The organism is Pseudoalteromonas sp. CuT4-3, from assembly GCF_035666335.1.
GTDB classification, from domain to species: Bacteria; Pseudomonadota; Gammaproteobacteria; order Enterobacterales; family Alteromonadaceae; genus Pseudoalteromonas; species Pseudoalteromonas atlantica.
Window position 1 is genome coordinate 1 of sequence record NZ_CP142030.1, and the last position, 12,690, is coordinate 12,690.

At 40.9% G+C, this 12,690-nt stretch carries 10 protein-coding genes; 8 read left to right on the forward strand and 2 right to left on the reverse strand.

Features of this window, described 5'->3' with window-relative positions:
- The first annotated feature begins 42 nt into the window (after window positions 1-42).
- The 8 genes from dnaA to VOI46_RS00040 all read left to right on the forward strand — a co-directional run bounded on the left by dnaA (window position 43) and on the right by VOI46_RS00040 (window position 10,908).
- A complete protein-coding gene (gene dnaA, locus VOI46_RS00005; RefSeq protein WP_004588059.1) occupies window positions 43-1,434 on the forward strand; it encodes a chromosomal replication initiator protein DnaA in 1,392 nt (463 codons plus the stop codon).
- Between the two features lie 13 nt (window positions 1,435-1,447).
- Window positions 1,448-2,551, forward strand: coding sequence for a DNA polymerase III subunit beta (gene dnaN / locus VOI46_RS00010; protein ID WP_004588058.1), 1,104 nt, complete (start codon window positions 1,448-1,450; stop codon window positions 2,549-2,551).
- Window positions 2,552-2,565: 14 nt separating this feature from the next.
- The gene (recF, locus tag VOI46_RS00015) at window positions 2,566-3,660 is read left to right on the forward strand and encodes a DNA replication/repair protein RecF (RefSeq protein WP_004588057.1); all 1,095 of its coding nucleotides are present in this window, start codon (window positions 2,566-2,568) and stop codon (window positions 3,658-3,660) included.
- A gap of 12 nt (window positions 3,661-3,672) precedes the next feature.
- A complete protein-coding gene (gene gyrB, locus VOI46_RS00020; RefSeq protein WP_004588056.1) occupies window positions 3,673-6,099 on the forward strand; it encodes a DNA topoisomerase (ATP-hydrolyzing) subunit B in 2,427 nt (808 codons plus the stop codon).
- A 140-nt stretch (window positions 6,100-6,239) separates the two neighbouring features.
- Window positions 6,240-7,142, forward strand: coding sequence for a glycine--tRNA ligase subunit alpha (gene glyQ, locus VOI46_RS00025; RefSeq protein WP_004588055.1), 903 nt, complete (start codon window positions 6,240-6,242; stop codon window positions 7,140-7,142).
- A gap of 2 nt (window positions 7,143-7,144) precedes the next feature.
- Window positions 7,145-9,214 carry a glycine--tRNA ligase subunit beta gene (gene glyS / locus VOI46_RS00030; RefSeq protein WP_004588054.1) on the forward strand — a complete coding sequence of 690 codons (2,070 nt, stop codon included), beginning with the start codon at window positions 7,145-7,147 and terminating at the stop codon, window positions 9,212-9,214.
- Window positions 9,215-9,286: 72 nt separating this feature from the next.
- Window positions 9,287-9,736, forward strand: a complete 450-nt coding sequence (locus VOI46_RS00035) for a hypothetical protein (protein WP_004588053.1) — start codon at window positions 9,287-9,289, stop codon at window positions 9,734-9,736.
- A 506-nt stretch (window positions 9,737-10,242) separates the two neighbouring features.
- Window positions 10,243-10,908 (forward strand): transposase, encoded by a 666-nt coding sequence (locus tag VOI46_RS00040; RefSeq protein ID WP_004588052.1) that lies wholly within the window; start codon window positions 10,243-10,245, stop codon window positions 10,906-10,908.
- A 123-nt stretch (window positions 10,909-11,031) separates the two neighbouring features.
- Here the strand turns inward: VOI46_RS00040 and tusA are convergent, their stop codons facing one another.
- Window positions 11,032-11,271 (reverse strand): sulfurtransferase TusA, encoded by a 240-nt coding sequence (tusA, locus tag VOI46_RS00045; RefSeq protein ID WP_004588051.1) that lies wholly within the window; start codon window positions 11,269-11,271, stop codon window positions 11,032-11,034.
- A gap of 249 nt (window positions 11,272-11,520) precedes the next feature.
- Window positions 11,521-12,690, reverse strand: a complete 1,170-nt coding sequence (gene fadA / locus VOI46_RS00050; protein ID WP_004588050.1) for an acetyl-CoA C-acyltransferase FadA — start codon at window positions 12,688-12,690, stop codon at window positions 11,521-11,523.

The window sequence follows — 12,690 nt, forward strand, 5'->3', positions numbered from 1 at the left end:
TTGATGTGCGGGAATAAAAATTATACCTCTGGGAGTTTAACTGTGTATCTGTCGGTTTGGCAAAGTTGTTTATATGTATTGCAAGATGAGTTGCCTTCGCAACAATTCAGTATGTGGGTAAGACCACTACAAGCAGAAAGTACCGAAGATACCTTAACGATTTACGCACCTAATCGCTTTGTTCTTGATTGGGTAAGAGAAAAGTATTTAAACCGTATTAATGAGTTACTGGTAGAAATTTGTGGTGATGAAGCGCCCGAATTGCGTTTTGATGTAGGTAGTAAACCACTACTAAATACTCAAGCGGCGGCGCCAAGTGTTGAAGCCCCTGCATCACCTAGTTCACAGGCACCTGCTAAACAGCAACCTGTAGAACAAAAAGCAGCAGTAGAGCCTGCGCCTAAATCAGGCTATAAATCTAATATAAAAGATAACTATACCTTTGACAGCTTTGTTGAGGGTAAATCTAACCAGCTAGCAAAAGCGGCTGCAACACAAGTTGCAGATAACCCTGGCTCTGCCTTTAACCCGGTATTTATTTACGGTGGCACTGGCTTAGGTAAAACTCACTTATTACATGCAGTAGGTAATGGCATTATGGCTAACAAGCCCGATGCTAAAATTGTTTACATGCATTCTGAGCGTTTTGTGCAAGACATGGTAAAAGCACTACAAAATAACGCCATTGAAGAATTTAAACGTTATTACCGTAGTGTAGATGCGCTAATGATTGATGATATTCAATTCTTTGCTAATAAAGAGCGCTCACAAGAAGAGTTTTTTCATACCTTTAATGCATTATTAGAAGGTAATCAGCAAATTATTTTAACCTCTGATCGCTACCCAAAAGAAATTGAGGGTGTAGAAGACAGGCTTAAATCACGATTTGGTTGGGGTTTAACGATTGCTATAGAGCCGCCAGAGCTTGAAACGCGCGTTGCCATTTTGATGAAAAAAGCGCAGCAGAGTAAAATTAATTTACCGCACGAAGTCGCTTTTTTTATCGCTAAAAAATTACGCTCAAACGTACGTGAATTAGAAGGCGCGCTTAACCGTGTAATAGCTAATGCTAATTTTACCGGACGCCCAATTTCTATCGACTTTGTAAAAGAAGCACTGCGCGATTTATTGGCGCTACAAGATAAGCTTGTCACAATAGACAACATACAGCGCACTGTGGCTGAGTATTACAGAATACGTGTGTCGGATCTGTTATCTAAGCGCCGCAGCCGCTCTATCGCGAGGCCGCGTCAGGTAGCTATGGCATTATCTAAAGAATTAACTAATCACAGCTTACCTGAGATTGGTGACGCATTTGGTGGACGTGACCACACCACGGTATTACATGCGTGTAGAAAGGTTAAATCACTTCGTGATGAAAGCCACGAAATAAAAGAAGATTATCAAAATTTAATAAGAACGTTGTCATCTTAGGGCTGACTTTATTATGCAAATAACCATTTCAAGAGAACAATTTTTAAAGCCATTAGTGCAAGTATCGGGTGCGATTGAACGTAAACATACGTTACCTATATTATCTAATGTATTGTTAGTGGTAGAAAACGGGCAACTTTCAATGACAGGCACAGACCTTGAAATTGAACTAGTTGCAGGTGTTTTTGTTGGTGATGATATTGCCGATACAAAATTAACGCTACCGGCTAAAAAATTACTCGATATTTGTAAAAGCCTGCCTGATGGTTCTGAGCTTACATTGAGCTTACAAGAGCACCAACTGCTTTTAACCAGTGGTAAAAGCCGCTTTTCACTTACTACGCTTGCCGCGGAAGACTTTCCTAATTTAGAGCAGTGGGATGGCGAGGTTGAGTTTCAGCTAACGCGTTTAGAGTTACGTAAATTACTTGAAAGCACGCATTTTTCAATGGCTAACCAAGACGTTCGTTATTACTTAAATGGCATGTCGTTTGAAGTAGATAATACCGACATAAAAACAGTGGCCACCGATGGCCACCGTTTGGCAATAGCGCAAAAAGAATTAGGCCAATCGTTAAATACGCAGCGCCAATTAATAATACCGCGCAAAGGTGTGCAAGAAATTATGCGCCTTATGGTTGCCGATGAAGAATTAGTTACTATTCAATTTGGCGCTAACCATATTCGTATTATCGATGTGGAATTTACTTTTACTAGTAAGTTAGTGGATGGCCGCTTCCCTGATTATCGCCGCGTATTACCGCGTGGTGGAGATAAAGTAATTACCGCTAACCGTGAATGGTTACGTAATGCGTTTCAACGTGTGTCTATTTTATCTAACGAAAAATTTAGAGGTGTGCGTTTAAACCTTGCAAATGGCTTACTTAAAATTACGGCTAATAACCCTGAGCAAGAAGAGGCTGAGGAAATAGTAGAAGTAATGTATGAGGGTGATGAGCTAGAAATTGGTTTTAATGTATCGTATGTATTAGATGTACTAAATACATTAAAAACAGAAGATGTACTATTTACATTAGCAGATTCAAACAGCAGTGCACTTATTGAAGGTGCGGGCGATGAAGAAGCAATGTACGTGGTTATGCCTATGCGATTATAAGATACCCATTATAAATGAGTTTAAGTCACTTGAGCCTCAAGTATTTTCGTAATATTGAGGCACTGACGCTAGAACCAGTCAACGGCGTTAATATAATTTATGGTGAAAACGGCAGCGGAAAAACCAGCCTTTTAGAGGCTATTTATTACCTTTCTCACGGCAAATCTTTTCGAACACCTAAACATAAAAGTATTATTCAACATCAGCAAGATCAGTTTGTAATACATGGCCGCAAAGCGCTACACGACTTGTCTATTCCTATTGGGATTAGTAAAACCCAAAGTGGTGAAACTAATTTAAAAATACAAGGCAAAGCCAGTAGAAAAATCTCTGAACTTGCGCAGTTAATGCCTGTGCAAATTATTACACCCGAAAGCTATTCATTGTTTTTTGGGGGCCCAAAAGAGCGACGTAAGTTTTTAGATTTGGGTTTGTTCCACGTGGAACATGAGTTTTTTTATTTATGGCAATCGTTTAATAAAGTGCTTAAACAACGCAATGCATTATTAAAAAGTAAGCCAAAGAATTATTTTGACCAAATTAGGTTTTGGGACAAAGAATTTGTTAGACTGGCAGAACAAATAAATAAATTAAGAATGGCGTATATAAGTAGGTTTAAGCAGCAGTTTTTTGATAAAATGTGTGCAGAATTAACGCTTATACGCGATTTAGAAATCAACTTTAACGCAGGCTGGAAAGACAGTGAGTCTTTAAGTGATGCATTAGAGCAAAGCTTTGAGCGAGACGCTCGCCAAGGTTTTACAAGTAAAGGCCCTCATAAGGCCGATTTTAGTTTTAGTGTCGCTGGCAACAGCGTAGAGAATACGTTTTCACGCGGTCAATTGAAGTTATTGCTTTATGCGTTAAAAGTAACGCAAAATAGTTTAATTGAGTCAGAGACAGATAAGCAATCTATATTGCTAATAGATGATCTACCTTCAGAGTTAGGCGAGGATACAAAAGAGAAAGTGGGACAATTATTGGCTCATTGCAGTTCTCAAATTTTTATTTCTTCAATTTTGTCTGAAAGTATTTCTGCTGTGGTGGAACCCATGCAACGAGAACTACAAATGTTCCACGTGAAACATGGCAACCTAATAACAAGATAAGTGGGATTAACCATGTCTGAGAATTATGATTCGTCGAGTATTAAAGTACTTAAAGGATTAGACGCAGTAAGAAAGCGTCCTGGAATGTATATAGGGGACACCGATGATGGCACAGGCTTACACCACATGGTGTTTGAGGTCGTTGATAACTCTATCGATGAAGCCTTAGCAGGTCATTGTGATGATATTTATGTAACGATTCACTTAGACGGTTCAGTCTCTGTAAGAGATAACGGTCGTGGTATCCCAACTTCTATCCATGAAGAAGAAGGTGTGTCTGCTGCCGAGGTTATCATGACGGTACTTCATGCTGGTGGTAAGTTTGATGATAACTCTTATAAAGTATCAGGTGGCTTACACGGTGTTGGTGTATCGGTAGTAAATGCATTATCAGAAAAACTAACCCTTACTATTCGTCGTGAAGGCAAATTGCACGAGCAAACTTACAGCATGGGCGTACCTAACGCTCCATTAGCTGTTATTGGCGATGCTGACACTACGGGTACTGAACTGCGTTTTTGGCCAAGTGGCGAAACATTTACAAACCTTGATTTTCATTATGATATTTTAGCTAAGCGTTTACGCGAGCTTTCGTTTTTGAACTCTGGTGTAAGCATCATCTTATCTGATGAACGCGAAGAAAATAAAACCGACCACTTTAAATATGATGGCGGTATTCAAGCGTTTGTTGAATACTTAAACCGCAATAAAACACCTGTACATAAAGGTGTATTCCATTTTACTCACGAGCGTGAAGAAGATGGGATTAGCGTTGAAGTTTCAATGCAGTGGAACGATGGCTTCCAAGAAAACATTTACTGTTTTACTAATAACATTCCACAACGCGATGGTGGTACTCACTTAGCCGGCTTTAGATCTGCGCTAACACGTACACTTAATAACTACATGGAAAAAGAAGGCTTTAACAAAAAAGCTAAAACAACCAGTAACGCAACGGGCGATGATGCGCGTGAAGGCTTAACTGCGGTTGTAAGTGTTAAAGTACCTGATCCTAAGTTCTCATCACAAACTAAAGACAAGCTAGTATCAAGCGAAGTTAAATCTGCGGTTGAGCAAGCAATGGCTGAAAAGTTTTCTGATTTCTTATTAGAAAACCCAATGGATGCCAAAATTGTTGTTGGTAAAATTATTGATGCAGCACGAGCACGTGAAGCGGCGCGTAAAGCCCGTGAAATGACTCGTCGTAAAGGCGCTATGGATTTAGCAGGTTTACCTGGTAAATTAGCTGACTGCCAAGAAAAAGACCCATCATTATCTGAACTATACATAGTGGAGGGTGACTCAGCTGGCGGTTCAGCCAAGCAGGGTCGTAATCGTAAAAACCAAGCAATTTTGCCACTTAAAGGTAAAATCTTGAACGTAGAGAAAGCACGCTTTGATAAGATGCTTTCTTCACAAGAAGTAGCAACACTAATAACAGCCCTAGGTTGTGGTATTGGCCGTGATGAATATGACCCAGAAAAACTACGTTACCACAGCATCATTATCATGACCGATGCGGACGTGGATGGTTCTCACATTCGTACATTGCTACTAACATTCTTCTATCGCCAAATGCCAGAAATTGTTGAGCGTGGTTATATTTACATTGCACAACCGCCACTTTATAAAGTGAAAAAAGGTAAGCAAGAGCGTTATATTAAAGACGATCCTGCACTAGTAGATTACCTAACATCACTTGCACTAAATAATGCAGCGCTTTACACAAGCGAAGATGCAAGTGCAATTGAAGGTGAAGCGCTTGAGCAAATAGTACAAGATTACCAAAACACAGTTAAAGTCATTGAGCGCTTAAAACGTAAATACCCTAACACGGTAATGGAACGTTTGATTTACCAAAGCGAGTTAAAAGTAGAAGACTTATCTAACGAAGCTAAAGTAATTGAGTGGACTAAAGAGCTTGTTGATGACTTAGTTGAACGTGATGAAGATGCGACAATTTTCCACGCTGGAACAGAGCATGATGCAGAGCGCAACTTGTACTTCCCAGTTGTGAATATTCGTCAGCATGGTGTGGATAAAGCACACGTATTACATTACGACTTTATCGCCTCGCGCGACTACCAACGCATTGCTGTGACTGGCACGAAGATCGCAAACATCTTAAAAGAAGGCGCATACGTTCAACGTGGTGAGAAAACAAAACCTGTTGATAACTTTGTGGATGCTTTGGAATGGTTGATCGCAGAATCTAAGCGCGGGATCTATATTCAGCGCTATAAAGGATTAGGCGAAATGAACCCTAGCCAACTGTGGGAAACCACAATGGATCCTTCAGCTCGTCGTATGTTACAAGTAACAATTGAAGATGCTGTAGCGGCAGATCAATTGTTTGCAACATTAATGGGCGATCAAGTTGAGCCTCGTCGTGAGTTTATAGAAACCAACGCACTTCGCGTAGTTAACTTAGACGTGTAAAAAATTATACTTACATCTTAAAAGGAGCCTAATGGCTCCTTTTTTATTTTAACAACCGCACAAACTGCTTAAAACCTGCGTGTGCACAAGGTATACTGAGGGTAATTTTCACGCTACTTTCAGATAGTAAAAAGCCAAATATGCAAAAATATGACGTTAAAACCTTTCAAGGTTTGATCCTGGCTTTACAGGATTATTGGGCGCAGCAAGGCTGTGTCATTATTCAACCACTTGATATGGAAGTGGGCGCAGGGACATTTCACCCGCAAACATTCTTAAAATCTATTGGCCCTGAGCCAATGTCGAGCGCATACGTTCAACCGTGTCGCCGTCCTACCGATGGCCGCTACGGCGAAAACCCAAACCGCTTACAGCATTACTACCAATTTCAGGTAGTTTTAAAGCCATCACCAGATAACATTCAAGAGCTTTACCTAGGCTCACTAGAAGCGATGGGAATTGATACCCTAACGCACGAAGTACGCTTTGTAGAAGATAACTGGGAATCGCCAACACTAGGCGCATGGGGCTTAGGTTGGGAGATTTGGCTAAACGGTATGGAAGTAACGCAGTTTACTTACTTTCAGCAAGTAGGGGGCTTAGAGTGCTCTCCTGTAACCGGTGAAATTACCTACGGCCTAGAGCGTTTAGCAATGTACATTCAAGGCGTAGACAGTATTTACGACCTCGTATGGGCAGATGGTCCATTAGGGCGTGTAACTTACGGCGATGTATTCCATCAAAATGAAGTAGAACAATCTACTTACAACTTTGAACATGCAAACGTAGATGACTTATTCGCACAGTTTGATAAGTGTGAAGCTGAGAGCCAAAAGCTAATTGAAGCAAATTTACCACTACCTGCTTACGAGCAAGTAATGAAAGCATCGCACGCGTTTAACTTACTCGATGCGCGCCATGCAATCTCAGTAACCGAACGTCAGCGTTATATTTTACGCGTTCGAGCGTTATCAAAAGCGTGTGCACAAAGTTATTACGATGCACGTGAAGCGCTTGGTTTCCCGCTGTGTAAGGATAAGTAAGCATGTCAGCACAAAATTTATTAGTAGAAATTGGCACCGAAGAGCTGCCACCAAAAGCACTGCGTAAATTGGCAGAAGCCTTTGCCGCAAACTTAACAGCAGAGCTTGAAACACTAGAGCTTGGGCATGAAGGCGTAAGCTGGTATGCGTCGCCTCGTCGTTTAGGTTTACAAGTAAAAGCGCTTGAAGCAAAGCAGCAAGATAAAGAAGTAGAAAAGCGTGGCCCTGCAACTAAAGCAGCTTTCGATAGCGAAGGTAACCCAACTAAAGCAGCAATGGGTTGGGCACGTGGTTGTGGTATTGACGTAAGTGAAGCACAAACTCTTGAGACCGACAAAGGCGCTTGGCTTTTACATATTGCTAAAGTAGCAGGACAAGAAACCAAAACGCTGATGAGCGATGCCATTGCAAAGTCATTAGCAAAGCTGCCAATACCTAAGCCAATGCGTTGGGGCGCGAATAAAACACAATTTATTCGCCCAGTTCATACCGTAACTATTTTATTTGGTGATGAACTTATTGAAGGCGAAATTTTAGGTAAGCAAGTAACTAATCAGTTACAAGGCCACCGTTTTCATCATCCAGAAAAAATCACCATTAACCATGCAGATGACGTGTTCGACGTATTAAAATCAGCCTACGTTATTGCTGATTACGAACAACGTAAAGCGCAAATCCGTGCACAAATAGAAGAAGCTGCAAGCGCAGTGAATGCGGTTGTTGCAATGGATGAAGACTTATTAGAAGAAGTTACTTCACTAGTAGAGTGGCCAGTAACGTTAACGGCAACATTTGAAGAAGCATTTTTAGATGTACCTGCCGAAGCGCTAATTTACACCATGAAGGACGATCAAAAATACTTCCCGCTATTAGATCAAAACGGCAAACTTTTAAATAAGTTTTTGTTTGTCTCTAACATCGAAAGTAAAGATCCAAGTGTGGTTATATCTGGTAACGAAAAAGTAGTGCGCCCACGTTTAGCTGATGCGCAGTTCTTCTTTGAAACAGATAAAAAGAAAACCCTAGAAAGCCGCCTAGAATCACTTGATACTGTTTTATTCCAAAAGCAATTAGGTACGCTTAAAGATAAATCTGTACGTATTAGCGAACTTGCCGGCTACATTGCAGAGCAACTAGGCGCCGACAAAGACCTTGCAAAACGTGCTGGCCTATTAAGTAAAACAGACTTAATGACCGAAATGGTAATGGAATTTACCGACGTGCAAGGTGTAATGGGTATGCACTATGCACGCTTTGATGGCGAAGCAGAAGATGTAGCTATTGCACAAAACGAGCAATACATGCCGCGTTTTGCGGGCGACAATTTACCTACAAACCTAATCAGCTGTGCAGTAGCAATTGCAGATAAGTTTGATACGCTGGTGGGTATTTTTGGTATAGGCCAAGCACCAAAAGGTGACAAAGACCCATTTGCACTTCGTCGTGCTGCCATTGGTGCACTGCGTATCATGGTAGAAAAAGAGCTACCGCTTGATATTTTAGACCTCGTAGCAAAAGCACAAACACTGTTTGGCGAAAAGCTTACTAACCTAAATGTATCAACCGACGTATTTGACTTTATGCTAGGGCGCTTCCGCGCATGGTATCAAGACGAAGGCATTGAAGTAGATGTTATTCAGGCAGTATTGGCACGTCGTCCTACTAAACCTACTGACTTTGACCGTCGTGTTAAAGCAGTAAGCCACTTCCGTACGTTAGACGCCGCAGAAGCGCTTGCAGCAGCGAATAAGCGTGTAGGTAACATACTAGCTAAAAATAACATTACCACCGAAGGTGATGTTGATGAGAGCCTATTAAGCGATGACGCTGAAAAAGTATTAGCATCACAAGTAGCAAAATTTGCAACTGAGCTTGCACCACTTTACGCCGATGGAAACTACCAAGAGGCATTAAGCCAATTGGCAGGTATTCGCCAAAGTGTTGATAACTTTTTTGACAACGTCATGGTTATGGCCGACGATGAAGCTGTAAAGCAAAATCGCCTCGCACTATTAAGCCAGTTAAGCCGCTTATTTTTAGATATTGCAGATATATCTGTACTACAAAAATAACACCGCTTAAGCCAATAAAAAGCCAGCGTATTGCTGGCTTTTTAGTTTTAACAGAACGAAGGATACCCATTAATGAAGCCAATGAAACGAATTTTAACACTTGCCATAGCCGGTTTACTCACAGCGTGTACTAGCCAAGTGTCTATTAACGACGTACTGCCTCAGCAAGAGCTGGATAAAACAGTTTACCTAAGAGGCGATTTTACGCTTTGGGATGCAGAGCCTCAGTACCAGTTTATGCCAGTAGGCGGCGCGCTTTACCAAGCAGAAGTTAAATTTAGTACGCCAGGTAAAGTGTACGAATTTAAAATAGCCGATGCCGATTTTAGTGAAGGCTACAACTGTGGCTACAGCGATGCCCAACCTGCAGGGCAAAAACTAACGCTCGGCCAACCCGTACTTGCAGACTGTAATACTATTTATAATTACTTCAGTTACTCGCCTGCAATAAAAGGCACATACATAGTAAGTATTGATTACAGTGACTACGATAAGCCGAAGGTGACGATTACTAAGAAATAGCTGTTAGTTGGGAGCTGTCAGCTTTTAGCTGCCCGAGTGGGCTTATAGATTTGCTACAAGGACGTTGTAGGTTGGGTAGAGTGAAACGAAACCCAACATGTGCGGCGAATAAAACTGATCTGCTGGTTATCAAATACGTTGGGTTTCGTAAAACTCAACCCAACCTACATCAATAATAATTTTTATTGATTGCTATAAATATACAATCAAATTAATGAGCTTAGTTAGTCTAATTACAGTCGTAAACCAAAAGCGCGGTAATAGATAAGTAGATTTTAAGTAGGTTGGGTAGAGTGAAACGAAACCCAACATATGCGGCGAATAAAACTGTTCTGCTGGTTATCAAATACGTTGGGTTTCGTAAAACTCAACCCAACCTACATCAATAATAATTTTTATTGATTGCTATAAATATACAATCAAATTAATGAGCTTAGTTAGTCTAATTACAGTCGTAAACCAAAAGCGCGATAATGGATAAGTAGATTTTAAGTAGGTTGGGTAGAGTGAAACGAAACCCAACATATGCGGCGAATAAAACTGTGCTGGTGGTTATCAAATACGTTGAGTTACGTAAACCTGTCTTGATTATAATTAACAAAACTAATCTATACTCTTATTTATCTGTTTATTTTATGGATAAAAATATGCGTTATAAACGTATGTTAGAGGCGGGCGCATGTTATTTTTTTACGGTAAATTTAGAAGATAGATCTCAGCCTTTGCTTGTGGAAAATATAGAGTTATTACGCCGTGTATATTCAAAGGTGGCAAAAAAGCATCCAATAAAGACGATTGCAATTGTTATCATGCCCGATCACCTTCATGCTATTTGGCAATTACCTAAAGGTGATAGTAATTACGCAATGCGTTGGCGACTTATAAAATCAGGTTTTTCTCGAGAGCTGCCAGCAACAGAGTTTTGTAATAAAAGTCGAATAGCGAAAGGAGAGCGCGGGATTTGGCAGCGTCGCTATTGGGAACATAAAATTAGAGATGAAGAAGACTTAAATAATCATATTAATTATATTCACTACAACCCGGTAAAACATAACCATGTTATTAAAGTGAGTGATTGGCCATTTTCAAGCTTTCATCAATACGTTAAAAATTCAAAACTAAGCAAAGATTGGGAGTGCAATAATGATTCAACCAATTTGTATGATGAATAAAATTTCGGTGTTATAAAACAAGTTGGGTTTCCTAAAACTCAACCCAACCTACATCTGGTTTAAGTTCTTAACGATGCGTTAAGTATACAAAAATAACCCAACTTACTAAACCAACTTTCAAACCTATAATCCTTTCTTCACCACATACCTATAAGGTGCTTCATCGGCGTCTGTGGCCACCAGCGTGTGATCCATAAACGTACAAAAGCTCGGAATATCGCGAGTGGTTGATGGGTCATCAGCGGTAATTAATAACGTTTCACCGTCGTTCATCTTACGAATTGCCGCGCGTAACATCATTACAGGTTCTGGGCAGCGTAGGCCCATGGCGTCTAATTGGTGATCGGGATTATCAAAGCTCATAAAAAGTTACCTGTAAAAATAGTCGCGGCTTGGTTTGGTCGGGTAGTTTAGCGCAATTAATCTGTTTGGTTAACTGTTTTGCATATAACGGGTAAGCGTAATACAGTAAAAAATAATCTGGTTTAAATTTAATACACCCGATCACATTATTCATATCAGCAATAAGCTGGTGGCATAAAAAAAGGCGAACTAACTTGCGCTAGTTCGCCTTTTTAATCACCAAGATGGTTTACATGTTTAAGTTAATACTTAGTCTTGAACACGTTCAAATACAGTCGCGATGCCTTGGCCTAAACCAATACACATAGTTGCTAGACCATATTTTGCATTTTTGTCTTCCATTAAGTGTATAAGCGAGGTGCTAATACGCGAACCTGAACAACCTAGTGGGTGACCAAGTGCGATTGCGCCGCCGTTTAAATTCACTTTTTCATCAACCACGTCTGCTAAACCTAAGTCTTTAAGTACAGGCAGTGATTGTGCTGCAAATGCTTCGTTAAGCTCTGCTACGTCAATGTCATCAATAGTAATACCAGCTTGTGCAAGTGCTTTTTTACTTGCTGGTACTGGGCCGTAACCCATGATTGATGGATCGCAACCGGCAACAGCCATTGCTTTAACGCGTGCACGAATTGGTAAGCCAAGCTCTTTTGCTTTTTCTTCGCTCATTACTAACATGGCTGATGCACCATCAGAAAGTGCAGAAGACGTACCCGCAGTAACCGAGCCAGAGGCAGGGTTAAATACTGGGCGAAGCTGAGATAAACCTTCAACCGTTGTTTCAGGGCGAATTACTTCATCATCTTCAACTAAAATTAAAGAGCCATCAGCTGCGTGACCTTCCATTGCTAAAATTTCGCGGCGGAAACGGCCTTCAACTGTTGCAGCATGTGCACGTTGATGTGAGCGGTATGCAAATTCGTCTTGCTGCTGGCGGCTAATACCGTGAATAGTTGCAAGGTATTCTGCAGTTAAACCCATAGATCCAGATGCTTGTGCAATTGAAGTTGCTAAGCCTGGGTGAAAGTCGTTACCGTGAGTCATAGGAACGTGGCCCATGTGCTCAACACCACCAATTAGGTAAGTGTCGCCAGCGCCTGTCATAATAGCGCGTGCTGCGTCATGCAATGCTTGCATTGACGAGCCACATAAACGGTTAACGGTTGTAGCTGGTACTGAGTGTGGAATACCTGCAAGTAACGATGCGTTACGTGCAACGTTAAAGCCTTGCTCTAATGTTTGCTGTACACAGCCCCAATAAATATCGTCAATTGATGCAGGGTCAACTGCTGGGTTGCGCTCTAATAACCCTTTCATAAGGTGAGCACTTAAATCTTCCGCACGCTTGTTTTTAAATACGCCGCCTTTTGAGCGACCCATTGGTGTGCGGATACAATCTACAATTACTGGATTATTCAT